This is a genomic window from Curtobacterium sp. BNK-1 (assembly GCF_048685235.1).
GTDB classification, from domain to species: Bacteria; Pseudomonadota; Gammaproteobacteria; order Enterobacterales; family Enterobacteriaceae; genus Pantoea; species Pantoea agglomerans.
The window spans coordinates 3,769,134-3,795,079 of the sequence record NZ_JBLQTJ010000001.1; the positions used below are offsets into that span (position 1 = coordinate 3,769,134).

Genomic DNA, 25,946 nt, shown 5'->3' on the forward strand with positions numbered 1-25,946 from the left:
CCTCAGAAGGTCACACCGGCGCTGAGGATGACATTCGCAAACGGAGAGCACTCTCCGCTGCGAATGACCGCCTGACTACGCTGCGTTTGTTGTTTGAATTGTTCATGACTGGTGTAGCTGATGGTGATGATATTCCCCTGGTGCTGTTGCAAGGCTTCGAGCACGGCGACAAGCGCGCTATGAAGTTGCGGATTATGCTGCTTAATCTCTTCCGCGATCAGGGCGCTCTCTACCTGCATCTCCAGTGCGACAGCATTAACCACCTGCATAAAATCGGGCGTACCCGGCGTGAGCGCTAAATCGATGCGCTGCGGTCCGGCCGGAATCGGCAAGCCTGCATCGGCAATCGTCAGCGTATCCGTGTGTCCCAGGCGGGCAATCACATGAGAGAGTTCAGCGTTTAACAAGCGACCTTTTTTCATCTTTTCACTCCACAGCGAAACGTTTCGCTGTCAGGAGTGTATGAAAAGCCGCCATCAACTCAACCGGCAAAGAAGAAATCTGTGATCGCTATCGAAACGTTTCGCTCACGCGGGGAGAAATTTGTATTAAGTCGGGGGAGGGGCAGAAAAAGGGCCGCGAACGCGGCCCCGGAGGAGAGGATTAAGGCAGTTTCTTAACCTGCTTAACGTCCATCTCAATGCTGTTGAAATCTTTATCCAGTTCACCTGTCAGCTCGACGTTGTCTTTAGGTGAGATAGTCTGGCCGTTCCAGTGCTTGTGGTCGATTTCGACTTTCATGGTGCCGGTCTGGTCGCGGAACAGATAATCTTCGTTACCGATCTGTTTCTCCAGCTTACCGCGCACGGTGACCCAGCTGTCATCTTTCATCTCTTCAGCCTGCTTTACGGTCACCACACTGGTGTGATCGGCACTGAAACCACCCTGACCGGCTGCTGCCTGCGTCTGTGCGGCTGGCGCACTGGGATCAACAAATCCACCCTGCTGTGCAGCGAAAACCGGGGCGGAAGCCAGCATAACGACGGCCAGAATTGCAGCGTGCTTTTTCATTTTGTCACCTCTTTTCCATGATGTGGTTCGTCTTGTTGAGCTTAGTTGACCATAAAGTTCTTAACAGCTTCTTAAGAGGCAAAAATAAGCTATTTTCGCCGAAATCAGCTGTACAAGCAGGAAGTTGCTTCGTATAAAGCGCTATCGGAACAGGGAGACGTGATGCGTATTTTACTGATTGAAGATGATCGTTTAATTGGCGACGGTATCAAGGCGGGGCTGAGTAAACTGGGCTTCAGCGTTGACTGGTTTACCTCTGGTGAGGCGGGGTTTAACGCGCTGGAGGCCGCGCCCTGGGATGCGGTGATCCTGGATCTCTCACTGCCCGAGCGGGATGGGCTCGATATTCTGCGGCAGTGGCGACAGCAGGGGAAAGATGTACCGGTACTGATACTGACCGCACGCGATGCGCTCGATCAGCGGGTCGAAGGCCTGCAGCTGGGAGCCGACGACTATCTGTGTAAACCCTTTGCCTTAACCGAAGTGGCTGCTCGCTTACAGGCGCTGATCCGTCGCCGTCATGGCCAGCTGCAGCCCGAACTCCGGCACGGTAATGTGGTGCTGATCCCCGGCAGCCATAGTGTGATGCGCGAAGGTGAGGCGATTGCGCTGAAAAGCCGTGAACTGGCGCTGCTGGAACTGTTTATGCGAAACCCGGGCCGGGTGCTGACACGCAGCCAGCTGGAAGAGAAGCTCTACAACTGGGACGCCGATGTCTCCAGCAATGCGGTAGAGGTTCACATTCATCATCTGCGTAAAAAACTGGGCAGCCAGTTTATCCGCACGCTGCACGGCGTCGGTTATACCCTGGGAGCGGCTGCATGCGATCAATGAGCCTGTTTCTGCGGCTGGGTATCGGTTTTGTGCTGCTGCTCGGGATCTGCTGGGCCAGCGCCAGCCTGAGTGCCTGGCATCAGACACGTGAAACCCTTGATGAGCTCTTCGATACCCAGCAGATGCTGCTGGCCAAGCGTCTGCTGACGCTGGATTTCTCCTCGCTGGACAACGCCACTCTGCCTAAAACCAAAGAGATACTGCGCCACCATCGCGGCGATCAGGATGACGACGCCCTGGCCTTTGCCGTCTTCACGCGTGACGGCCGGCAGGTGATGAATGATGGTGACAATGGCCGCTACCTGCCGTTTGAGGCGGAGTATCAGGGATTTCATGAGGGCCAGCTCACCAATGATGACGATCGCTGGCGGTTTGTCTGGCTGACTACGCCCGACCAGCAGTTCCGGGTGGTGGTGGGTCAGGAGTCCGAATACCGTGACGACATGACGCGGGATCTGATGAAAGCCAGCATGCTGCCCTGGCTGATCGCGCTGCCCTTTATGTTGCTGCTGCTGATCGGTCTGGTCTGGTCTGAACTGCGCCCACTGAAGACGCTGGCACAGCAGCTGGCGCAGCGCGCGCCCGATGATGATACGCCGCTGCAGGCAGACCGCGTGCCGAAAGAGGTGCAACCGCTGATGGTCGCGCTCAACGGTCTGTTCAGCCGCATCAGCGCAATGATGCAGCGTGAACGGCGCTTTACCTCTGATGCCGCACATGAGCTGCGCAGTCCGCTGGCGGCGCTGCAGGTGCAAAGCGAGGTGATCCAGCTGACTGCGGATGATGAAGTGATGCGAACCCATGCGCTGCAGCAGCTGGATGCCGGCATTATCCGCGCAACCCGGCTGGTGGATCAGCTGCTGACGCTCTCACGGGTTGAAGCTGATGATGCACGCAGCGCCTTCGAAACGGTGGCGCTGAAACGCACGGTCCAGGAGACGCTGGCTGCACAGCTGCCGCTGGCGGATAAAACGGGTGTCACGCTGCGGCTGCATGCTGACGCCGATCCGCAGATTCAGGGGCATCCGCTGTTACTGTCACTGCTGGTGCGTAATCTGCTGGATAATGCCATTCGCTATACGCCAGCGGGCAGCGAAGTTGATGTGCGGCTTCAGGCGAATAGCCTGTCGGTAGAAGATAACGGCGAAGGTCTGAGTGCAGCCGATCTGCAACGGCTTGGTGAACGTTTCTGGCGACCGCCAGGTCAGGAGAAAAGCGGAAGCGGACTGGGATTATCGATAGTCCGCAATATCGCCCAGTTGCACGGGATGCAGGTCAGCTTCAGCCAGCGCTCGGGCGGCGGATTATGCGTTATGCTGCGCTGGTCAGCGCCCGCCCCGTAAGGCGGGCGCTGCAGATTAAATCTCGACCTGGGTGCCCAGCTCAATCACCCGGTTTGGCGGGATCTCAAACTGGTCTGGCGCACGGAGCGCATTGCGCTGCAGCGCCAGGAAGAGTTTGCCACGCAGGCGCAGATACCACGGTCGTTTGCCGATAATCAGCGACTCATGCGACATGAAGAACGATGTCTCCATCATGCGGCAGTTGAGCCCTTCAAGCCCGCAGCGGTGGAAAATCTCCTCGACGTTTGGCGTTTCGCGCCAGCCGTAGCTGGCCACCACCCGCCAGAAGGTGGGCGACAGCTGCTCAATCGTCACGCGACGCACGTTATGCACGTAAGGCGCATCTTCCGTCCGCAACGTCAGCAGCACCACCCGCTCATGCAACACTTTGTTGTGCTTAAGGTTATGCAGCATGGCAAACGGAATCACATTCAGCGCACGCGACATATAGACCGCGGTGCCCGGCACGCGAACCGGCGGCGATTTCTCCAGTGACGCGATCATCGCCTCCAGAGAGTTGCCATGCTCGTGCATGCGGCGCAGCAGGCGGAAACGTTCGCTTTTCCACGTCGTCATAATGATAAACATCACCAGGCCGAGACAGAGCGGCAGCCAGCCACCGGAGAAGATTTTCACCAGGTTGGCGGTAAACAGCGGCACATCGATACAGAGCATCAGTACCAGGATGACGGCAACCGCCAGCTTATTCCAGTGCCAGTTTTTAACCGCCACGGTACAGGAGAGCATCGCGGTCAGCACCATGGTGCCGGTGACGGCGATACCGTAGGCCGCAGCCAGATTACTTGAATGCTCAAAGCTGATAATCACAATCAGCACGGCGAAGTAGAGTACCCAGTTAATCACCGGAATATAGATCTGGCCCGATTCGCGCTCAGAGGTGTGGATGATACGCATCCCCGGCAGATAACCCAGTCGCACCGCCTGACGCGTCAGCGAGAAGACGCCGGAGATCACCGCCTGCGAGGCAATCACCGTGGCCAGCGTCGCCAGAATCAGCATCGGGATCAGCGCCCAGTCCGGCGCCAGCAGGAAGAAAGGGTTTTTAATCGCTTTGGGATCGCTGAGTAACAGCGCGCCCTGACCAAAGTAGTTCAGGACCAGCGACGGCAGCACCACCGAGAACCAGGCCAGTCGGATCGGCACTTTACCGAAGTGACCCATATCGGCATACAGCGCTTCAACCCCGGTAATCGCCAGTACCACCGCGCCAAGCGCGAAGAATGAGACAGATTTATAGTGCAGGAAGAACTCGACCGCATAGGCGGGATTCAGCGCATGCAGCACTTCCGGGTTTTTCATGATGCCGTTGACCCCAAGGATCGCCAGCACCAGGAACCACACCAGCATCACTGGCGCGAAGAGTTTGCCCACCATGCCGGTACCATGTTTCTGAATCGCAAACAGCAGCGTCAGCACCGCAATCGACATCGGCACAATAAAGGGATCCAGCGACGGCGCGGCAATCTCCAGGCCTTCAATGGCTGACATCACCGAAATGGCCGGCGTGATGACCACTTCCCCATAGAAGAAGCTGCCGCCAATCAGGCCCATGATCACCAGCACTGCCGTGGCGCGTGCACCCGTATGGCGGCCCGCCAGCGACATCAGTGTCAGAATACCGCCTTCACCGGCATTGTCGGCGCGCATCACATAACTGATGTACTTCAGTGATACCACCAGCACCAGCAGCCAGAAAATCAGCGACAAAAAGCCAAACACCGCTTCCCGCTCAACGCCGAAGCCGAACTGTCCGGAGAGACATTCACGCAAGGTATACAGCGGACTGGTGCCGATATCCCCGTAAACAACACCAATAGCGGCCAGCGTTAACCCGCGAAGTGACTGCTTATTATCCGAGCTCATAGAGTTATCTTTTGTTGGAGTCTAAGAGGCGCAACAACCCCTCGCTCAGGCCATCAAAAAGCGCACAGTATGCACGGTTTGCCGAAAATTCCTATACCCGCTTCGCCTGTCTGCCAGGGTAACGGGGTGGTTTCAGGCATTAAAGCGTTAATCAGCGCCGCTTTCAAAGCAGGCAAACCTTATGAAACAAAAAAGCTGACAGCTATCAACGCTTTCACGCATGATGATCTATAGAGTAAGGCGCTTGCTGAAGCGCGGCGGCCCGACGATCGTAAGGACATTGAAGTGATTATGGCTCAACCCCATCTTTTGGCAGAAAGAATTTCTCGCCTTAGCAATGCGTTAGAAAAAGGATTGTATGAGCGACATCATGCCATCCGCCTTTGCCTGCTGGCAGCGCTGAGCGGTGAAAGCGTATTCCTGCTGGGACCGCCCGGCATCGCCAAGAGCCTGATTGCCCGCCGCCTGAAATATGCCTTTCAGCACGCCCGCGCCTTTGAATATCTGATGACCCGTTTCTCCACACCGGAAGAGGTGTTTGGCCCGCTATCTATTCAGGCACTGAAGGATGAAGGGCGCTATCAGCGCCTTACTAAAGGTTATCTGCCCGACGCGGAGATTGTTTTTCTGGATGAGATCTGGAAAGCCGGCCCGGCGATTCTGAATACCCTGCTGACCGCTATCAACGAACGCCGCTTCCGCAATGGCGACAGCGAAGAGGCCATTCCGATGCGTCTGCTGGTCACCGCCTCTAATGAAATGCCGGAAGCGGACAGCGGCCTTGAAGCGCTCTATGACCGGATGCTAATCCGCCTGTGGCTGGATAATGTGCATGAGAAGCAGAACTTTCGCAGCATGCTGACCCATCAGCAGGATGAGCACACCAATCCGGTCGCGGAATCCCTGCGCATCAGTGATGAGGAGTATGCGCAGTGGCAGCTCGGCATCAGTCAGGTCAGCCTCCCGGATGCGGTGTTCGAGCTGATTTATCAGCTGCGCCAGCAACTGGAAAGCCAGCCCGCTGCGCCCTATATTTCCGATCGTCGCTGGAAAAAAGCTATTCATCTGCTGCAGGCCAGCGCCTTTTACAGTGGCCGCAGCGCCATTGCGCCGATAGACCTGATCCTGCTGAAAGATTGCCTCTGGCACGACGTCGCGTCCATGCAGCTGCTGGAGCGCGAAATCGATCAGCTGATGACACAGCACGCCTGGCAGCAGCAGCCGATGCTGCTGAAACTGCATCAGATAAAAGCGCGTCGCATGGCTCTGCAGCAGCAACAGAGCATCGCACAGGCGATCACCCTGGAAAAACACAGCGGCATGTTCAGTCGCAAACCCCATTACGATCTGCCGGAAAGCTTCACTGATGAGCAACTGACGCTGATGCTGCAAAAGCCGCTGATGCTGCATGATATGCAGGTGACACATCTGGTTATCGCGCGTGATGCACTGAATCAGTGGCTGCAGAAAGGGGGCGAGGTTCGCGGCAAGCTCAATGGAATTGGCTTTGCGCAGAGTCTGGATTTACAGGTGGATGCGCAGCACTGCCTGGCTATCCGTGATGTCAGCCTGCAATCGTCGCGTCTGACACTGCCTGGCGTCAGCAACAGCGAGCCGCTGCCCGGTGAGATCACCGAAGCGCTGGATGCACTGGAGAGTGAACTGCGGTTGCAGCGTCATCTGTTCAGCCAGCATCAGCGCTGCCTGTTTATCAGTGATGACTGGCTGGCGCGGGTTGAAACCAGCCTGCAGGATGTGGCGGAACAGTTGAAACAGGCGCGTAAATGATCCCACTGGAGACGCTCAGCACACTGCTCTCCGTGGGTGAAACCGAACTGATTGAAGAGCTGATTATTGCCCTGCTGGCGTCTCCACAGCTGGCGCTGTTTTTTGAAAAGTTTCCCGGGCTGAAAAAAGCACTGTTACGCGATGTGCCACGCTGGCGAGCGGAGATCAACGCTGAGCTCAAAGCCACGCCGGTTCCGGCCACGCTGGCCGAAGAGTTTCAGCTGTTCCAGCGGGTACAACTCCTCAGCGATCGTGAATTCAGCCACCAGCTGAATGCCACGCTTCAGGCGCTTGAAAGCCTGCCTTCCCCTTTTCTGGATGAAGCCAACCGGCTGCTGCAGCACACCGATATCAGCCATCTCAGCAGCGCGCAGCACCAGCTTTTTCTACAGCGCTGGCGGCTGAGCCTGACCTTACAGACCCTGACGCTGAATCAGACGTTGCTGGAGCAGCAGCGCGAACGCCTGCTGGCGGAACTGCAGCAGCGTATGGCGCTGAGCGGTCAGCTGGCACCGATTCTCGGCGACGATGACGAAGCCGCCGCTGGCCGGCTGTGGGACATGAGCAAAGCGTCACTGCAGCCTGGCGACTATCAGCTGATGCTGCAATATGGCGACTTTCTGGCGCAGCAGCCGGAGCTGCTGAAACTGGCCCAGCAGCTGGGTCGCAGCCGCGAGGCAAAATCGGTGCCGTCGCAGGATGCCCCTATGGAGGCCTTTCACCATATGGTGCAGGAACCTGCGGCCGTGCCGGAGGAGGTCAGCGGCATTCACCAGAGCGATGACGTGCTGCGTCTGCTGCCGCCGGAGTTAGCTGCGCTGAGTATCAGTGAACTGGAGCTGGAGTTTTACCGGCGGCTGGTAGAGAAACGGCTGCTGACCTACAAGCTGCAGGGCGATGCCTGGCATGAAAAGGTCACGATGCGTCCGGCCAGCCACCAGCAGCATGAAGAGCAGCCACGCGGGCCTTTCATCGTCTGCGTCGATACCTCGGGTTCGATGGGTGGCTTCAATGAGCGCTGCGCCAAAGCGTTTTGTCTGGCGCTGCTGAAAGTCGCGCTGGCCGATCGCCGTCGCTGCTACATCATGCTGTTTGCGCATGAGGTGATCGGCTATGAACTGACCGGTGATGACGGGCTGGAACAGGCGATTCGCTTTCTCAGTCAGCGCTTTCGCGGCGGCACCGATCTGGCAGCCTGCCTCTCTTCCGTTGTGACCCGAATGGAAGGCGTCCTGTGGCAGGAAGCCGATGCGGTGATCGTCTCCGATTTTATTGCCCAGCGTCTGCCGGAAGAGGTGATCGGGACCATTAAAACGCGTCAGCGAAATAATCAGCAACGTTTTCACGCCGTGGCTATGTCGGCCCACGGGAAACCAGGCATTCTGCGCATCTTCGACCATATCTGGCGTTTCGATACCGGCATGAAAAGCCGTCTGCTGCGTCACTGGCGGCGTTAAGTCATCGGGCAGAAATGCATATTTGCTATAGTAAATTACCGTTTCACTTACTCAGCAATCTGGAGCTTCCTGTGACGCTTGCTCAACCTCATCGCGATCTGCCTGCGCCGACGCGAACGCTACTGCTCTCCGGCCATAACATTGAACAAAAACGTGCCGAATTGCTGGCCTATTTCCACCAGACCTGGGAACAGTATGAAAGTCTGTTTACCTGTCTGGCCGATTCCCAGGCCTGGTTTACCAAAGCCATTCCGCTGCGCCATCCTTTAATCTTCTATTTTGGCCACACCGCTACCTTCTACATTAATAAGCTGATGGCCGGACGCCTTATCGACGCGCGTCTGGACGATCGTATCGAAGCGATGATGGCGATTGGTGTGGATGAGATGAGCTGGGACGATCTCAACGACAGCCACTATGACTGGCCCACTGTCGAAGAAGTCCGCGAATACCGCGGGCGCGTTAAAGCGCTGGTCAGCGATCTGATCCAGACCCTGCCGCTGACTCTGCCGATCACCTGGGAGAGTCCGGCCTGGGTGATCCTGATGGGCATTGAGCATGAGCGTATTCATCTGGAAACGTCCAGCGTACTGATACGCCAGTTACCGGTCGGGTGGGTGAAACCCCAGCCCGCGTGGCCGGTCTGCCCGATGGCGCGCCACCAGCGCGAGGCTGTTCCGGCCAATACCCTGCTGCCGATGCCCGGCGGCACCGTCACGCTGGGTAAAACAGACGAGACCTATGGCTGGGATGTCGAATATGGCCGCCAGCAGATCGCGCTGCAGCCGTTCAGGGCGAGCAAAATGCTGGTCAGCAACGCGGAATTCCTGGCGTTCGTTGAGGCGGGGGGTTATCAGGACGCTCGCTGGTGGGATGACGAAGGCTGGGGCTGGTGTCAGTTTGCTAAAGCGGAGATGCCCACCTTCTGGGTCGGCACGCCTGCGATGCCCGATCAGCTTAAACTGCGTCTGATGTGTGAAGAAGTCGCGATGCCGTGGGACTGGCCAGCCGAGGTTAACCAGCTGGAAGCGGCGGCCTTCTGCCGCTGGAAAGCGGATCAGACGGGAATGAGTGTTCAGCTCCCCTGTGAAGCGGAGTGGGCTCAGCTGCGCGAACAGGTCGCGGGCGATCAGCCGGATTGGGATCGGGCACCGGGTAACATTAACCTGGCGTACTGGGCTTCCTCTTCACCGGTCGATCTCTTCGCCCAGGGTGACTTCTTCGATATCGTCGGTAACGTCTGGCAGTGGACGACCACGCCGACCAACGGCTTTGAAGGTTTTAAAGTCCACCCGCTTTACGATGATTTCTCTACCCCGACCTTTGATGGCAAACATTCGCTGATCAAAGGCGGTAGCTGGATATCGACCGGCAACGAAGCGCTGAAATCGGCACGCTATGCGTTCCGCCGCCACTTCTTCCAGCATGCCGGTTTCCGCTACGTGGTTTCCAGCCATCAGGAAACCATGGCGCTGAACCCGTATGAATCTGACGCCATGGTGTCGCAATACCTCGACTTCCAGTATGGCCCGCGCTATTTCGGCGTGGATAACTATGTTGAAAGCCTGGTAAACCTGGCGCTGAACTACACCACGGCACGCGGCGAGGCACTGGATATCGGCTGTGCCACCGGACGCGCCAGTTTTGAACTGGCCCGCCACTTTGAACGTGTCACCGGCATGGACTACTCGGCGCGCTTCATCGATGTGGCGCTTCAGCTGGCCAGCGGCGAAGACTTCCGTTATCTCCTGCCACAGGAAGGCGATCTGGTGGAGTATCGCCAGGTTCGCCTGAAAGATTTCGCGCTGGAGAGCGAACTGGCGCAGCGGATTCAGTTTGTTCAGGGCGACGCCTGTAACCTTAAGCCGCAACCCGCCCGTTACGATCTGGTACTTGCATCCAACCTGATCGATCGCCTGCGTCAGCCCGCACGCTTCCTGCGGGATGTCACGCCGATGCTGCGTCAGGGCGGCATTCTGGTGCTCTCATCGCCCTATACCTGGCTGGAGGATTTCACGCCGAAGGAGAACTGGCTGGGCGGCGTGCGTGAAAACGGTGAGGCACTGACGACGCTGCAGGCACTGCAACGTCTGCTGGCGGCCGACTTCGACCTGGTCGATGAACCGCAGGATAAACCGTTTGTGATCCGCGAAACGGCCCGCAAGTTCCAGCACACGCTGGCGCAGGTCACCGTCTGGCGCAAACGCTAAGTGAACCGGCAGCGACGCCCGTCGCTACCGGGAGTTGCCTGAACCACTATTTTGCTGCACATTCATCCTTGTTTACTTAAGCAGACCAATAACGAGGATGGCCATGGCCGAACATCTGCAGCTCGATAACCTGGATCGCGGCATTCTGAATGCCCTGCTCGACAATGCGCGCACTGCTTACGCCGAGCTGGCAAAACAGTTTAACGTCAGCCCCGGCACCATTCATGTCCGCGTGGAGAAGATGAAGCAGGCGGGCATTATCCTGGGCACCCGGGTTGATATCGATCCGCGCCAGCTGGGGTTTGATGTCTGCTGTTTTATCGGCATCATCCTTAAGAGCGCGCGTGACTATCCGGCGGCGCTGAGCAAACTGGATGCGCTGGATGAAGTGGTTGAAGCCTGGTACACCACCGGCCACTACAGCATCTTTATTAAGGTGATGTGCCGATCCATTGATGCCCTGCAACAGGTGCTGATCAACAAGATCCAGACCATAGATGAAATTCAGTCGACGGAAACGCTGATCTCGCTGCAAAACCCGATCATGCGCACTATCAAGCCCTGATCCTTCTCCGCCTTGTGCATAATCTTATCCCTGACGAATGTGGCGGCTGGCAACGGCTGCGTTCGCTTCTCTTAATCTATTAACCCTGTTGTCCACAGGTGGATCACCGCTTGATCACAGCGTACAATGCTCGCCTTAATGTCCGGGAGAGCAAGATGGCCGATATTACCTTAATCAGTGGCAGTACTCTGGGTAGCGCAGAGTATGTGGCTGAACATCTGGAAGAAAAATTACAGGAAGCGGGCTTCTCAACGCAGATGCTGCATGGCCCGGAGCTGGATGAAGTGCCACATGAGGGTATCTGGCTGGTGGTCTGTTCAACTCACGGTGCAGGCGATATTCCCGATAACCTGCTGCCGCTGTTCGAAGCCATCACGGAAAGCCAGCCCGATCTCTCGCAGGTCCGGTTTGGTGCCATCGGACTCGGCAATCATGAATATGATCTCTTTTGTGGCGCGATCCGCCAGATTGAAGCCCTGTTAATTGCTCAGGGTGCCCGCCAGATCGGCGATCGTCTGGAGATTGATGTGCTGGAGCATGAGATCCCTGAAGATCCCGCAGAAGCCTGGCTGGAAAGCTGGAAAAAGGCGATCTGAAGGGGGCTGGGGATCGCGAAATAGTGACGATCCCCAGTGGAAGATGCTGATTTTATCCTTTTCCGCTCGTTTATTTTGTGGATAACTACCCTCTTTTACTGCATATAACCGGTAGTTATCCAAAGAACAACCGCAGAATGAATTTTGAGCTGTGGATAACATGCCATTTTGATCCCAGCTTATACGGATCAGGATCACCGATCACTAACAGGTAGTGATCCTCTTCATCCTGTTGTTTCTGCTGTGCTTCTGGCACATATCCACAGAAAAGCGGGATCCTAATAAGAGATCTAACAGAAAGATCATATACAGATCTAAGATCCTTTCTTTTAAAACCGGACGATCCCGTGGCTTTCACCCCAGACGGAATTTGAGTAGAATCCACGCCCCAGGACGACGATCCTGCAAGTTCATCAACCGAGGTACCACTTCATGTTTTATCAGGATCCTTTTGACGTCATCGTAATTGGTGGTGGTCATGCGGGCACCGAAGCCGCAATGGCGGCAGCCCGAATGGGTCAGCAAACCCTGTTACTCACCCATAACATTGATACGCTTGGACAAATGTCCTGTAACCCGGCGATTGGTGGGATTGGCAAAGGACATTTGGTGAAGGAAGTGGATGCCCTGGGTGGTCTGATGGCCAGTGCGATTGACCAGGCGGGTATCCAGTTTAGGATACTAAACGCCAGCAAAGGTCCGGCAGTGCGGGCAACCCGTGCTCAGGCGGATCGCGTGCTCTATCGCCAGGCAGTGCGTACGGCACTGGAGAACCAGCCCAATCTGATGATCTTCCAGCAGGCGGTCGACGATCTTATCGTGGAAAACGATCGTGTGGTGGGTGCAGTCACCCAGATGGGACTGAAGTTCCGCGCGAAAACCGTCGTCCTCACCGTCGGCACTTTCCTTGACGGCAAAATTCATATCGGTCTGGATAATTACAGTGGCGGTCGCGCAGGTGATCCCCCGTCCATTCCGCTGGCAAAACGACTACGTGCGCTGCCGCTGCGGGTAGACCGCCTCAAGACTGGTACGCCACCGCGTATCGATGCGCGCACCATCGATTTTTCAGTGCTCAGCCCGCAGCACGGCGATAACCCGATGCCGGTTTTCTCGTTTATGGGCAATGCGTCTCAGCATCCGCAGCAAGTACCATGCTGGATCACTCACACCAATGAGAAAACCCATGAGGTGATCCGCAATAATCTGGATCGCAGCCCGATGTATGCCGGGATCATCGAGGGGATCGGTCCACGCTACTGCCCGTCTATCGAAGACAAAGTGATGCGCTTTGCCGATCGTAACTCGCATCAGATCTTCCTGGAGCCGGAAGGGCTGACCAGCAATGAGATCTACCCGAATGGCATCTCAACCAGTCTGCCATTTGACGTGCAGATTCAGATCGTTCGTTCCATGCAGGGCATGGAGAATGCGAAGATCGTGCGTCCGGGCTATGCCATCGAGTATGACTTCTTCGATCCACGCGATCTCAAACTGACGCTGGAGAGCAAATTTATTCACGGCCTGTTCTTTGCCGGCCAGATCAACGGCACAACCGGCTACGAAGAAGCCGCTGCGCAGGGGATGCTGGCGGGTCTGAATGCCGCCCGTCAGTCTGCGGACAAAGAGGGCTGGGCACCACGTCGTGACCAGGCTTATCTGGGCGTACTGGTTGATGACCTCTGTACGCTCGGTACCAAAGAGCCGTACCGGATGTTTACCTCCCGTGCTGAATATCGTCTGATGCTGCGCGAAGACAATGCCGATCTGCGTCTGACCGAAACCGGTCGTGAACTGGGTCTGGTGGATGATGCGCGCTGGGCACGTTTCAATCAGAAGCTGGAAGCGATTGAACAGGAGCGTCAGCGCCTGCGCGATATCTGGGTCCATCCGAAGTCAGAGCACGTGACGGAAGTGAATACGGTACTCAGCGCGCCGCTGACTAAAGAAGCGAGCGGCGAAGATCTGCTGCGCCGTCCTGAGCTGACCTATCTGAAGCTGATGACGCTGGATGCCTTTGGTCCGGCACTGGCTGATGAGCAGGCCGCTGAGCAGGTTGAGATTCAGGTCAAATATGAAGGTTATATCGCGCGTCAGCAGGAAGAGATCGATCGCCAGCTGCGCAACGAGAACACGCTGTTACCGGTGGAACTCGACTATCGCCAGGTGAACGGCCTCTCAAATGAAGTGATCGCCAAGCTGAACGATCACAAACCGAGTTCGATTGGTCAGGCGACGCGTATCTCCGGCATTACGCCGGCGGCCATCTCAATTCTGCTTATCTATCTGAAAAAACAGGGTCTGCTGCGTAAAAGCGCCTGATCTGAAAACGGGGCGAGGAGACTCGCCCCCGCTGAATGGACTTATGCTGTGATCAACACACTCACGTCGCTGCTACAGGCAGCCGGTATTTCCCTCTCCGATCAACAAAAACAGCAGCTGGTTGCCTATGTCGGCCTGCTGGATAAGTGGAACAAAGCCTACAATCTGACATCAGTGCGCGATCCGCAGCAGATGCTGGTACGCCATATCCTCGACAGCATCGTGGTGGCGCCGCATCTGCAAGGCTCACGTTTCATTGATGTGGGAACCGGACCAGGACTGCCTGGCATTCCGCTGGCTATCGTGATGCCTGATGCGCACTTTACGTTGCTCGACAGCCTGGGCAAGCGGGTGCGTTTCCTGCGTCAGGTTCAGCATGAGTTAGGACTCACTAACATTACTCCGGTGCAGAGCCGGGTTGAGGCGTTCCCGGCTGAGCCGCCCTTTGATGGCGTGATCAGTCGTGCATTTGCCTCGCTGACCGACATGGTGAACTGGTGTCATCATCTGCCGGGAAGAGAAGGGCGCTTTTTCGCGCTTAAAGGCGTGCGTCCGGACGATGAAATTGCGGAGTTACCGGCAGGCTACGTCTCTGATGCTGTGATTAAGTTGCAGGTACCGCAGCTGGAAGGTGATCGCCACCTGGTCATTCTTCGTCACCAATAGGCTTTCGACTGGCAGAGATTTAGCGTTTATCTGCCAGTGATTTTCATCAGTTCCGGGATGAAAAAAGTGCAGATGATGCGCTATCAATAAAAGATTTTGATTAAGCCCTGGCTGACCGAAGGTTAAAACGCTGACGGAAATTATCCGAAAAGCTCTGTTACATTTAACGTTTAATTCACATTCAGTTATCAGAAATATCACTTGTATAGGCGGGTCGCTGAATAAAAGTAGTCACGGCAGAAAATATATCGCAGTAATAACTTTGCGTGCGTAATATCAATTACACGATTCTTAAGCACAGTTCGATGTCAATAGCGTGTTTTCTGTGAAAATAGTCTTGCAGATGCATTTTTATAATTTTAATTCTTTGATTTTATTAAATATATCTGTAATACAGATTGTTCTTAAATAGCGCGAAGATAAAACTCAGTGTAGCGAAAGTGCTTATTATGTGATCTAAAGCACGCTTTAAAAGCAAGTTGCGAGAGAATTTTCAGTCAGATTAGGGTGAATCTCTGCAGGGTAATCTTTGGAAAAATAGCCCTCCGGAAAGAAATTTAAATAATTGTTCACCTTTTCGCTACTTACCGATTGAAATCGCAGGTGCGGCCCGTATAATTTGCACGGCTTTTGCTGCTTGACTCAACTGCGCAAAGGCAGTCTTATACGACACGCGACATACCCCTAACGGGGCAGGAGAGTATCAGCGTCATGTCAGTGTCTCTTTACAGTGTAAAATACGCCCGAACGGTGCTGATGATTCAGCTGGTGACGATAGTCATCATCGGTGCACTCTTTGCTCTTAAAGATGTCATCTGGGGTCTCTCTGCTCTTGCTGGCGGTGCGGCAGCCTGGCTGCCAAACGTATTGTTTTTGTTTTTAGCCTGGCGCCTGCAGGGGCAAACCCCAGCTTCGGGGCGAGTCGCGTGGAGCTTCGCTTTGGGTGAAATAGCCAAAGTGTTTGCGACCATCATTTTGCTCATTGTGGCGTTGGGTCTATTCGGAGCGGTTTTCTGGCCGGTCGGAATAACCTGGTTATCGGTGCTGGTGGTACAAATGCTGGCACCGGCGGTAATTAACAACAAAGGGTAAGAGGCATCATGGCTGCAGGAGAAATCTCTACTCCGCAAGAGTACATTGGTCACCACCTGACTCATCTTCAGTTGGACCTGCGTACCTTCGAGATAGTGAATCCGCACGACGCTCCCGCGACGTTCTGGGTATTAAATATCGATTCCATGTTTTTCTCTATGGTGCTGGGAATCATCTTCCTGGTGTTGTTCCGTAGCGTGGCAAAATCTGCCACCAGCGGTGTGCCAGGGAAAATGCAGGCGGCTATCGAACTGGTTGTCGGTTTCGTCGATAGTAACGTGCGCGACATGTATCACGGTAAGAGCAAACTTATCGCCCCGCTGGCTCTGACAATCTTTGTCTGGGTCTTCCTGATGAACTTCATGGATCTGCTGCCAATCGACTTGCTGCCATATATTGGCGAGCACGTATTGGGGTTACCGGCGCTGCGCGTCGTACCGTCTGCAGACGTGAACATCACGCTATCTATGGCGTTGGGCGTATTTATTTTGATTCTGTTCTACAGCATCAAAATGAAAGGCATTGGCGGCTTCACTAAAGAGCTGACGCTGCAGCCTTTTAACCACCCGATCTTCATCCCGATCAACCTGATTCTGGAAGGTGTGAGCCTGCTGTCTAAGCCTGTATCACTGGGTTTACGACTGTTCGGTAACATGTATGCGGGTGAACTGATCTTTATCCTTATTGCCGGTCTGTTGCCGTGGTGGTCGCAGTGGGTGCTGAATGTGCCGTGGGCCATTTTCCACATCCTGATCATTTCGCTACAGGCTTTCATTTTCATGGTCCTCACGATTGTCTATCTGTCGATGGCATCTGAAGAACATTGATTTTTTTCTCAACACTACTTTCCCTCTTGATTTCGGGTTGCAGCGCACACCGCTGAAGCCCGGAAGATGAAGGGAGCATTTAACTGAAACAAACTGGAGACTGTCATGGAAAACCTGAATATGGATCTGCTGTACATGGCTGCCGCTGTGATGATGGGCCTGGCGGCAATCGGTGCTGCGATCGGTATCGGCATCCTCGGAGGAAAATTCCTGGAAGGCGCTGCTCGTCAGCCTGACCTGATTCCTCTGCTGCGTACGCAGTTCTTTGTTGTAATGGGTCTGGTGGATGCAATCCCGATGATCGCTGTTGGTCTGGGTCTGTACGTGATGTTTGCTGTCGCCTAAAGCCCTGTGTTCACTCAGCGCACAATGTGCAAGGGTGAACGGATTCTGCCGCTTATCGTTGATAACGGCAGAAAAGTTAAATACTCAATCTAGAGGCATTGTGCTGTGAACATTAATGCAACAATCCTCGGCCAGGCTATCGCGTTCATCCTGTTTGTCGCGTTCTGCATGAAGTACGTATGGCCGCCGCTCATGGCTGCTATCGAAAAGCGCCAGAAAGAAATTGCTGAAGGCCTTGCTTCTGCTGAACGTGCAAAGAAAGATTTGGATCTCGCGCAGGCTAATGCGACCGACCAGCTGAAAAAAGCCAAAGAAGACGCTCAGGTCATTATCGAGCAAGCGAACAAGCGTCGCGCGCAGATTCTGGACGAAGCCAAAACCGAAGCTGAAAACGAACGTAATCGCATCGTGACACAAGCGCAGGCTGAAATTGACGCTGAACGCAAACGTGCGCGTGAAGAACTGCGTAAGCAGGTCGCGTTGCTGGCTATGGCTGGCGCCGAGAAGATCATCGAACGCTCCGTGGATGAAGCTGCTAACAGCGACATCGTTGATAAACTGGTCGCTGAACTGTAAGGAGGGAGGGGCTGATGTCTGATCTGATTACTGTAGCTCGCCCCTACGCCAAAGCAGCTTTTGACTTTGCTGTTGAGCATCAAAGTATTGAACGCTGGCAACAGATGCTGGCGTTTGCCGCAGAAGTGGCTCGCAATGAACAGATGGCTGATCTTCTCTCAGGTGCATTAGCACCCGAAGCGCTGGCAGCGTCGTTTAACGCAGTCTGTGGTGATCAACTGGATGAACCCGCGCAGAACCTGATTAAGGTGATGGCGGAAAACGGACGTTTGACAGCGCTTCCGGCTGTACTGGCCCAATACATCGAACTGCGTGACGCTCATGAAGCCACCGCTGAAGTTGATGTTATCTCCGCCAGTACGCTGAGTGACGACCAGCTGAATAAAATCAGCGCCGCGATGGAAAAACGTCTGTCACGCAAAGTTAAGCTGAATTGCAAAATTGATAAGTCTGTGATGGCAGGCGTGATCATCCGTTCGGGTGATCTGGTTATTGATGGCAGCGTACGCGGCCGTCTTGACCGTCTGGCTGACGTCTTGCAGTCTTAAGGGGACTGGAGCATATGCAACTGAATTCCACCGAAATCAGCGAACTGATCAAGCAGCGCATTGCTCAGTTCAATGTCGTGAGTGAAGCTCACAACGAAGGTACGATTGTTTCTGTAAGTGACGGTATCATCCGCGTACACGGCCTGGCCGATGTCATGCAGGGTGAGATGATTGCCCTGCCGGGCAACCGTTACGCTATCGCCCTGAACCTCGAGCGTGACTCGGTTGGTGCAGTGGTGATGGGCCCTTACGCTGACCTCGCCGAAGGCATGAAGGTTAAGTGTACTGGCCGTATTCTTGAAGTACCGGTAGGCCGTGGCCTGCTGGGCCGCGTAGTGAACACCCTGGGTGCTCCTATCGACGGTAAAGGCGCAATCGACAACGACGGTTTCTCACCGGTTGAAGTCATTGCACCTGGCGTTATCGATCGTCAGTCAGTCGACCAGCCGGTTCAGACCGGTTATAAGTCGGTCGATGCGATGATTCCAATCGGTCGTGGCCAGCGTGAGCTGATCATCGGTGACCGTCAAACCGGTAAAACCGCGATGGCGATCGATGCGATCATCAACCAGCGCGACTCAGGCATCAAGTGTGTCTACGTTGCGATTGGTCAGAAAGCCTCAACCATCTCTAACGTGGTTCGTAAGCTGGAAGAGCATGGCGCACTGCAGAACACCATTGTTGTTGTGGCGTCTGCTTCTGAATCTGCTGCACTGCAGTATCTCTCTCCGTACGCAGGCTGTGCGATGGGCGAATACTTCCGTGACCGTGGTGAAGATGCGCTGATCGTTTACGATGACCTTTCTAAGCAGGCTGTCGCGTACCGTCAGATTTCTCTGCTGCTGCGCCGTCCACCAGGTCGTGAAGCATTCCCTGGCGACGTGTTCTATCTCCACTCCCGTCTGCTGGAACGTGCATCACGCGTAAGCGCTGATTATGTAGAGCGTTTCACCAATGGCGCAGTGACAGGTAAAACCGGTTCACTGACCGCGCTGCCGATCATCGAAACCCAGGCGGGCGACGTTTCTGCGTTCGTTCCGACCAACGTAATCTCGATTACTGATGGTCAGATCTTCCTGGAATCGAACCTGTTCAACTCCGGTATTCGTCCGGCCGTTAACCCAGGTATTTCGGTATCCCGCGTAGGTGGTGCTGCACAGACCAAGATCATCAAGAAACTGTCCGGTGGTATCCGTACCGCGCTGGCACAGTATCGTGAACTGGCGGCATTCTCGCAGTTCGCCTCTGATCTGGATGATGCAACCCGCAAACAGCTGAGCCACGGTCAGAAAGTGACCGAGCTGCTGAAGCAGAAACAGTATGCGCCGATGTCTGTCGCACAGCAGGGTCTGGTTCTGTTCGCTGCAGAGCGTGGCTATCTGAACGACGTTGAACTGGCAAAAATTGGCAGCTTCGAAGCTGCACTGCTGGCCTTCGCCGATCGCGACCACGCTGAGCTGATGGCTGAAATCAACCAGTCGGGTAACTTTAATAACGATATCGAAGCCAAGCTGAAAGGCCTGGTCGAGACGTTTAAAGCAACCCAGTCCTGGTAATGTCTGGCGGCTTGTCTGAAAAGGCAGGCCGCAAGGCTTTGAGGAGAAGCTAATGGCCGGCGCAAAAGAGATACGAAGCAAGATTGGAAGCGTGAAAAACACGCAGAAGATCACCAAAGCGATGGAAATGGTCGCCGCCTCCAAGATGCGTAAAACGCAGGAACGCATGGCGGCCAGCCGTCCGTATGCAGAAACCATGCGCAAAGTGATTGGTCACCTTGCGTTGGGTAATCTGGAATACAAGCACCCTTACCTGGAAGAGCGCGACGTGAAGCGCGTCGGCTACCTGGTCGTTTCAACTGACCGCGGGCTTTGTGGTGGTTTGAACATTAACCTGTTCAAAAAGTTACTGGCGGATATGAAGTCCTGGTCCGATAAAGGCGTGCAGAGCGATCTGTCGATTATCGGTTCAAAAGGGGCGTCATTCTTTAATGCTGTGGGTGGCAACATTGTGGCGCAAGTCAGTGGCATGGGCGATAAACCTACCCTGTCTGACCTGATTGGCCCGGTAAAAGTGATGTTGCAGGCTTATGATGAAGGCCGCATCGACAAGCTGATGATCGTCAATAACAAATTCAATAACACCATGTCTCAGACTCCGACCATCACCCAACTGCTGCCGTTACCGCCAGCGGAAGGTGAAGAAGAGATGAAGGCGAAGACCTGGGATTACCTGTATGAACCCGATCCGAAAGCGCTGCTGGATACCCTGCTGCGTCGTTATGTCGAATCGCAGGTTTATCAGGGTGTGGTGGAAAATCTGGCCAGTGAGCAGGCCGCACGTATGGTAGCGATGAAAGCCGCAACCGATAACGGCGGAAATCTGATCAAAGAGCTGCAGTTGGTGTACAACAAAGCTCGTCAGGCCAGCATCACCCAGGAACTTACCGAGATTGTCGGTGGAGCCTCCGCGGTTTAACCAGGTTTGGAATTAGGTAGAGGATTCAAGATGGCAACTGGAAAGATTGTCCAGATTATCGGCGCCGTTGTTGACGTCGAATTCCCTCAGGACGCGGTACCGCAAGTGTACAGCGCCCTCGAGGTTATGAATGGTGATGCGCGTCTGGTGCTGGAAGTTCAGCAGCAGCTCGGCGGCGGCGTAGTACGTACCATCGCAATGGGTACGTCTGACGGCCTGAAGCGTGGTCTGAGCGTCAACGACCTGCAGAAACCGATTCAGGTACCCGTCGGTAAAGCGACCCTGGGCCGTATCATGAACGTTCTCGGCGAGCCAATCGATATGAAAGGCGAGCTGAAAGAAGAAGATGGCAGCGCAGTAGAGATCGCCTCTATTCACCGCGCAGCCCCTTCTTATGAAGATCAGTCTAACTCGCAGGAACTGCTGGAAACCGGCATCAAGGTTATCGACCTGATGTGTCCGTTTGCTAAAGGCGGTAAAGTCGGTCTGTTCGGTGGTGCGGGTGTAGGTAAAACCGTCAACATGATGGAACTGATCCGTAACATCGCGGCTGAACACTCAGGTTACTCAGTGTTTGCCGGTGTGGGTGAGCGTACTCGTGAGGGTAACGACTTCTACCACGAAATGACTGACTCTAACGTTATCGATAAAGTTGCACTGGTCTATGGCCAGATGAACGAGCCGCCGGGTAACCGTCTGCGCGTAGCACTGACCGGTCTGACCATGGCGGAAAAATTCCGTGATGAAGGCCGCGACGTTCTGCTGTTCATCGATAACATCTACCGTTATACCCTGGCCGGTACAGAAGTTTCTGCACTGCTGGGTCGTATGCCATCTGCGGTAGGTTACCAGCCAACGCTGGCAGAAGAGATGGGTGTGTTGCAGGAGCGTATTACCTCCACCAAGACCGGTTCAATCACCTCCGTACAGGCCGTTTACGTCCCTGCGGATGACCTGACTGACCCATCACCAGCAACTACCTTTGCGCACTTAGACTCAACGGTAACGCTGAGCCGTCAGATCGCCTCTCTGGGTATCTACCCGGCCGTTGACCCGCTGGACTCTACCAGCCGTCAGCTGGATCCGCTGGTTGTCGGTCAGGAGCACTATGATGTTGCACGTGGCGTTCAGTCACTGCTGCAGCGTTATCAGGAACTGAAAGACATCATCGCCATCCTCGGTATGGATGAGCTGTCTGAAGAAGACAAACTGCTGGTGGCACGTGCGCGTAAGATTCAGCGCTTCCTGTCTCAGCCGTTCTTCGTTGCAGAAGTATTCACCGGTTCACCGGGCAAATACGTGACGCTGAAAGACACTATCCGTGGCTTTAAAGGCATCATGGAAGGTGAGTTTGACCACCTGCCAGAGCAGGCCTTCTACATGGTTGGCGCCATCGAAGAAGCCGTGGAAAAAGCGAAGAAACTGTAATAACGGTTTCCCGGGAGGAAGATTATGGCTATGACTTATCACCTGGATGTGGTCAGCGCAGAGGAGCAGTTGTTCTCTGGTCTGGTACAGAAAATTCAGGTGTCAGGTAGCGAAGGTGAACTGGGGATTTTCCCTGGCCATGCGCCGCTGCTGACTGCCATTAAGCCTGGAATGATCCGTATCGTGAAACAGCACGGCGAAGAGGAGTTTATCTACCTCTCTGGCGGCGTGCTGGAAGTGCAACCGGGCAGCAGCACCGTTCTGGCCGATACCGCTATCCGCGGTACCGATCTGGACGAAGCGCGCGCTCTGGAAGCAAAACGCAAAGCAGAAGACCATATGAACAGCAGCCACGGCGACGTGGACTATGCTCAGGCCTCTGCCGAGCTGGCGAAAGCCATTGCTAAACTGCGCGTGATCGAACTGACCAAAAAAGCGATGTAATCCAGCTTTATGCGTCATGAAATGCCAGCCCTCGGGCTGGCATTTTTTTTGTCTGCTGCGCCTGATCTGCCTGTCCGCCTAATTTCGGCCTGAGAAAAATGTAGTAATCTCAATCCCAAACCGTTTTACTTTCACCCGTAAAAATTCACTCAGGATAGTTATGTCTAACAGTGCGATGAGTGTGGTGATCCTTGCTGCTGGCAAGGGCACCCGTATGTATTCCGATCTGCCTAAAGTTCTGCATACGCTGGCAGGCAAACCCATGGTTCAGCATGTGATTGACGCGGCTAAAGGGCTGGGCGCACAGCAGGTCCATCTGGTTTATGGTCACGGCGGCGATCGCCTGAAGGCGACCCTCACTGACAGCTCGCTCAACTGGGTGCTGCAGGCCGAGCAGCTCGGCACTGGCCATGCGATGCAGCAGGCAGCGCCCGCATTCGCGGATGATGAAGATATCATGATGCTTTACGGTGACGTGCCGCTGATCTCTCAGGCGACACTACAGCGGCTGCGCGAAGCCAAACCGCAGGGCGGCATTGGCTTACTTACCGTGGTACTGGACGACCCAACCGGCTATGGCCGCATTGTGCGTGAGAACGACACCATCACCGGCATTATCGAACAGAAAGATGCCAGTCCGGCGCAGCTCACCATTAAAGAGATCAACACCGGCATTCTGATCGCCAACGGCGGCGATTTAAAACGCTGGCTGGCGCAGCTCACCAACAATAATGCGCAGGGTGAATATTACATCACCGATATTATCGCGCTGGCGCATCAGGAAGGTCGGGTGATCAACGCGGTTCATCCGGCACGCATTAGTGAAACCGATGGCGTCAATAACCGGCTGCAGCTGGCGACATTAGAGCGCACTTACCAGGCTGAACAGGCGGAAAAGCTGCTGCTGGCTGGCGTGATGCTGCGCGATCCGGCCCGTTTTGACCTGCGCGGGACGCTGACGCACGGACGGGATGTTGAAATTGACACCAACGTCATTATTGAAGGCCAGGTCACGCTGGGCGCACGCGTCAGAATCGGCGCGGGCTGCATTATCAAAAACAGTGTGATTGGCGATGACTGTGAAATCAGCCCCTATTCGGTGATCGAGGATGCGAATCTCGCCACTGCCTGCACCGTCGGACCTTTTGCCCGTCTGCGTCCTGGCAGCGAACTGGCCGATGCTGCCCACGTGGGCAACTTCGTCGAAATGAAGAAAGCGCGTCTGGGCAGAGGATCGAAAGCGGGGCACCTCTCCTATCTCGGTGATGCGGAGATTGGCGACAACGTAAATATCGGTGCAGGCACCATTACCTGCAACTACGACGGTGCGAACAAATTCAAAACCGTAATTGGCGATGACGTATTTGTGGGCTCAGATACCCAGCTGGTGGCGCCTGTCAGCATCGCGGCAGGGACCACCATTGCGGCGGGCAGCACCATTATGAAAGATGTGACCCAGGCCGGTCTGGTCTATAACCGTAAAGAGCAGAATCACAAAGCGGACTGGCAGCGTCCGGTGAAGAAAAAATAAATTTTAACGGCCCGCTTTAATGCGGGCCGATGCAGTGCAGTGCCAAAACTATAATCCCCACTCTCTACAAGGCTCGGGGAACCGGCAAAGCCGGATATCAGGTCGCATGACAACAGAAGTGGCGAAAAGCCATGTAGTCAGGAAAACATCATTATGTGTGGAATTGTTGGTGCAGTAGCGCAACGTGATATCGCAGAGATTCTGCTGGAAGGTCTGCGTCGTCTTGAATATCGCGGATATGATTCGGCCGGTCTGGCCGTGGTCGATCGTCAGGGGCACGTCACGCGCCTGCGGCGTTTAGGGAAAGTGCAGAAACTGGCGGAAGCCGCTGAACAGCAACCGCTGATTGGTGGCACCGGCATCGCGCACACGCGCTGGGCAACCCATGGCGAGCCGTCGGAAGCGAACGCGCATCCGCACGTCTCAGAGCACATCATCATCGTGCACAACGGCATCATTGAAAATCATGAGCCATTGCGTGCTGAACTGATCGCGCGCGGTTATGTCTTTGCCTCTGAAACGGACACCGAAGTGGTGGCGCATCTGGTTCACTGGGAGCAGAAGCAGGGCGGTTCGCTGCGTGAAGTCGTACTGCGTGTGATTCCGCAGCTGCGCGGTGCCTATGGCATGGTGATCATGGACAGCCGCGATCCGTCACTGCTGGTGGCGGCCCGTTCCGGCAGCCCGCTGGTGATTGGTCGTGGCATGGGCGAAAACTTTATCGCCTCGGATCAGCTGGCCCTGCTGCCGGTGACCCGTCGGTTCATCTATCTGGAAGAGGGTGATATCGCCGAGATCAGCCGTCGCGATGTCACGGTGATTGACCGTGAAGGCAACACCGTGACCCGCGCCGAGATCGAGTCGAACCTGCAATATGATGCCGGTGACAAAGGCATTTACCGTCACTACATGCAGAAAGAGATCTACGAACAGCCCATGGCGCTGAAAAGCACCCTGAGCGGTCGGTTCAGCCAGGGTCAGGTTGATCTCAGCGAACTGGGCGCGGGCGCAGAAGCGCTGCTGAGCCAGGTTGAGCATATCCAGATTATCGCCTGCGGCACCTCGTACAACTCCGGCATGGTGTCACGCTACTGGTTTGAGTCGCTGGCAAACCTGCCCTGTGATGTCGAGATTGCCTCGGAGTTCCGCTACCGCAAATCAGCGGTGCGCAAAAACAGCCTGCTGATCACCCTGTCGCAGTCGGGTGAAACGGCAGATACTCTGGCGGCGCTGCGTCTCTCTAAAGAGCTGGGCTACCTGGGATCGCTGGCGGTCTGCAACGTGGCCGGTTCATCACTGGTGCGGGAATCTGACCTGGCGCTGATGACCAAAGCGGGCACCGAAATCGGCGTCGCCTCTACCAAAGCGTTCACCACCCAGTTAGCGGTGCTGCTGATGCTGGTGGCGAAACTGGGCCGTCTGAAAGGGATGTCTGCCGAGACTGAACATGAGATCGTTCATGCACTGCAGGCGTTGCCGAACCGGATTGAGCAGATGCTGGCGCAGGATAAGCTGATTGAGAATCTGGCGGAAGGCTTCTCTGACAAGCATCACGCACTGTTCCTGGGGCGTGGCGATCAATATCCGATTGCCATGGAAGGGGCGCTGAAGCTCAAGGAGATCTCCTACATTCATGCGGAAGCCTACGCCGCAGGCGAGCTGAAACATGGCCCGCTGGCGCTGATTGATGCGGACATGCCGGTGATCGTGGTAGCACCTAACAACGAACTGCTGGAGAAGCTCAAATCCAACATCGAAGAGGTACGCGCACGCGGCGGCCTGCTCTATGTCTTTGCCGATCAGGATGCGGGCTTCAGCGACAGTGACGGCATGAAGATCATCCCGTTGCCGCATGTCGAAGAGGTCATTGCGCCCATCTTCTACACGGTGCCGCTACAGTTACTCTCCTATCACGTCGCCCTGATCAAAGGGACCGACGTCGATCAGCCACGTAACCTGGCAAAATCGGTTACTGTGGAATAACCGGGTGGGCCCCGTCGCGGG

23 protein-coding genes are annotated in these 25,946 nt (G+C 55.2%); 20 read left to right on the plus strand and 3 right to left on the minus strand.

Features of this window, described 5'->3' with window-relative positions; genetic code table 11:
* Nucleotides 1-2: 2 nt before the first annotated feature.
* The gene (rbsD, locus tag ACMGGP_RS17860) at nt 3-422 is read right to left on the minus strand and encodes a D-ribose pyranase (protein ID WP_003849483.1); all 420 of its coding nucleotides are present in this window, start codon (nt 420-422) and stop codon (nt 3-5) included.
* Between the two features lie 181 nt (nt 423-603).
* Nucleotides 604-1,011: a YgiW/YdeI family stress tolerance OB fold protein gene (locus tag ACMGGP_RS17865; protein ID WP_010258845.1), complete on the minus strand. Its 408-nt coding sequence runs from the start codon at nt 1,009-1,011 to the stop codon at nt 604-606.
* A gap of 162 nt (nt 1,012-1,173) precedes the next feature.
* Between ACMGGP_RS17865 and qseB the strand changes: the two genes are divergently transcribed.
* On the plus strand, nt 1,174-1,845 hold the full coding sequence (gene qseB, locus ACMGGP_RS17870; protein ID WP_187494890.1) for a quorum sensing response regulator transcription factor QseB: 672 nt from the start codon (nt 1,174-1,176) through the stop codon (nt 1,843-1,845).
* Nucleotides 1,833-3,188, plus strand: a complete 1,356-nt coding sequence (gene qseC, locus ACMGGP_RS17875) for a quorum sensing histidine kinase QseC (protein WP_122457444.1) — start codon at nt 1,833-1,835, stop codon at nt 3,186-3,188. The genes qseB and qseC overlap by 13 nt, the downstream gene beginning before the upstream one ends.
* A gap of 15 nt (nt 3,189-3,203) precedes the next feature.
* Here qseC and kup read toward each other — a convergent pair whose 3' ends face one another.
* Nucleotides 3,204-5,072 (minus strand): low affinity potassium transporter Kup, encoded by a 1,869-nt coding sequence (gene kup / locus ACMGGP_RS17880; RefSeq protein WP_136197172.1) that lies wholly within the window; start codon nt 5,070-5,072, stop codon nt 3,204-3,206.
* 291 nt (nt 5,073-5,363) lie between these two features.
* Between kup and ravA the strand changes: the two genes are divergently transcribed.
* From ravA to glmS, 18 genes are all read left to right on the plus strand, one after another.
* Nucleotides 5,364-6,860, plus strand: a complete 1,497-nt coding sequence (gene ravA, locus ACMGGP_RS17885) for an ATPase RavA (RefSeq protein WP_498798675.1) — start codon at nt 5,364-5,366, stop codon at nt 6,858-6,860.
* Nucleotides 6,857-8,317: an ATPase RavA stimulator ViaA gene (gene viaA / locus ACMGGP_RS17890; RefSeq protein ID WP_010672185.1), complete on the plus strand. Its 1,461-nt coding sequence runs from the start codon at nt 6,857-6,859 to the stop codon at nt 8,315-8,317. The genes ravA and viaA overlap by 4 nt, the downstream gene beginning before the upstream one ends.
* Before the next feature lie 71 nt (nt 8,318-8,388).
* Entirely contained in the window at nt 8,389-10,527 is a 2,139-nt protein-coding gene (ovoA, locus tag ACMGGP_RS17895) for a 5-histidylcysteine sulfoxide synthase (RefSeq protein ID WP_064690423.1), read from the plus strand.
* 103 nt (nt 10,528-10,630) lie between these two features.
* Nucleotides 10,631-11,092 (plus strand): transcriptional regulator AsnC, encoded by a 462-nt coding sequence (asnC, locus tag ACMGGP_RS17900; RefSeq protein WP_003849496.1) that lies wholly within the window; start codon nt 10,631-10,633, stop codon nt 11,090-11,092.
* A 155-nt stretch (nt 11,093-11,247) separates the two neighbouring features.
* The gene (gene mioC, locus ACMGGP_RS17905) at nt 11,248-11,688 is read left to right on the plus strand and encodes an FMN-binding protein MioC (RefSeq protein WP_010258855.1); all 441 of its coding nucleotides are present in this window, start codon (nt 11,248-11,250) and stop codon (nt 11,686-11,688) included.
* A gap of 432 nt (nt 11,689-12,120) precedes the next feature.
* The gene (gene mnmG / locus ACMGGP_RS17910) at nt 12,121-14,010 is read left to right on the plus strand and encodes a tRNA uridine-5-carboxymethylaminomethyl(34) synthesis enzyme MnmG (RefSeq protein ID WP_010258857.1); all 1,890 of its coding nucleotides are present in this window, start codon (nt 12,121-12,123) and stop codon (nt 14,008-14,010) included.
* Between the two features lie 48 nt (nt 14,011-14,058).
* Complete coding sequence (rsmG, locus tag ACMGGP_RS17915) at nt 14,059-14,676, plus strand: 16S rRNA (guanine(527)-N(7))-methyltransferase RsmG (RefSeq protein WP_010258859.1); 618 nt, start codon at nt 14,059-14,061, stop codon at nt 14,674-14,676.
* Nucleotides 14,677-15,387: 711 nt separating this feature from the next.
* Nucleotides 15,388-15,768 (plus strand): F0F1 ATP synthase subunit I, encoded by a 381-nt coding sequence (gene atpI / locus ACMGGP_RS17920; protein ID WP_010258861.1) that lies wholly within the window; start codon nt 15,388-15,390, stop codon nt 15,766-15,768.
* A gap of 8 nt (nt 15,769-15,776) precedes the next feature.
* On the plus strand, nt 15,777-16,595 hold the full coding sequence (gene atpB, locus ACMGGP_RS17925; protein WP_010258863.1) for a F0F1 ATP synthase subunit A: 819 nt from the start codon (nt 15,777-15,779) through the stop codon (nt 16,593-16,595).
* Nucleotides 16,596-16,700: 105 nt separating this feature from the next.
* Entirely contained in the window at nt 16,701-16,940 is a 240-nt protein-coding gene (gene atpE, locus ACMGGP_RS17930; protein ID WP_003849523.1) for a F0F1 ATP synthase subunit C, read from the plus strand.
* A 105-nt stretch (nt 16,941-17,045) separates the two neighbouring features.
* Nucleotides 17,046-17,516 (plus strand): F0F1 ATP synthase subunit B, encoded by a 471-nt coding sequence (atpF, locus tag ACMGGP_RS17935; RefSeq protein ID WP_003849528.1) that lies wholly within the window; start codon nt 17,046-17,048, stop codon nt 17,514-17,516.
* A gap of 14 nt (nt 17,517-17,530) precedes the next feature.
* Nucleotides 17,531-18,064, plus strand: a complete 534-nt coding sequence (gene atpH, locus ACMGGP_RS17940; RefSeq protein ID WP_003849530.1) for a F0F1 ATP synthase subunit delta — start codon at nt 17,531-17,533, stop codon at nt 18,062-18,064.
* Between the two features lie 14 nt (nt 18,065-18,078).
* Nucleotides 18,079-19,620 (plus strand): F0F1 ATP synthase subunit alpha, encoded by a 1,542-nt coding sequence (atpA, locus tag ACMGGP_RS17945; protein ID WP_010258868.1) that lies wholly within the window; start codon nt 18,079-18,081, stop codon nt 19,618-19,620.
* 52 nt (nt 19,621-19,672) lie between these two features.
* Nucleotides 19,673-20,539 carry a F0F1 ATP synthase subunit gamma gene (gene atpG, locus ACMGGP_RS17950; RefSeq protein WP_010258869.1) on the plus strand — a complete coding sequence of 289 codons (867 nt, stop codon included), beginning with the start codon at nt 19,673-19,675 and terminating at the stop codon, nt 20,537-20,539.
* Nucleotides 20,540-20,569: 30 nt separating this feature from the next.
* Nucleotides 20,570-21,967 carry a F0F1 ATP synthase subunit beta gene (gene atpD / locus ACMGGP_RS17955; RefSeq protein WP_010258870.1) on the plus strand — a complete coding sequence of 466 codons (1,398 nt, stop codon included), beginning with the start codon at nt 20,570-20,572 and terminating at the stop codon, nt 21,965-21,967.
* 24 nt (nt 21,968-21,991) lie between these two features.
* Complete coding sequence (locus ACMGGP_RS17960) at nt 21,992-22,411, plus strand: F0F1 ATP synthase subunit epsilon (RefSeq protein ID WP_010258871.1); 420 nt, start codon at nt 21,992-21,994, stop codon at nt 22,409-22,411.
* A 160-nt stretch (nt 22,412-22,571) separates the two neighbouring features.
* The gene (gene glmU / locus ACMGGP_RS17965; RefSeq protein ID WP_167430515.1) at nt 22,572-23,942 is read left to right on the plus strand and encodes a bifunctional UDP-N-acetylglucosamine diphosphorylase/glucosamine-1-phosphate N-acetyltransferase GlmU; all 1,371 of its coding nucleotides are present in this window, start codon (nt 22,572-22,574) and stop codon (nt 23,940-23,942) included.
* Between the two features lie 153 nt (nt 23,943-24,095).
* A complete protein-coding gene (glmS, locus tag ACMGGP_RS17970) occupies nt 24,096-25,925 on the plus strand; it encodes a glutamine--fructose-6-phosphate transaminase (isomerizing) (RefSeq protein WP_010672188.1) in 1,830 nt (609 codons plus the stop codon).
* The last annotated feature ends 21 nt before the right edge of the window (nt 25,926-25,946 follow it).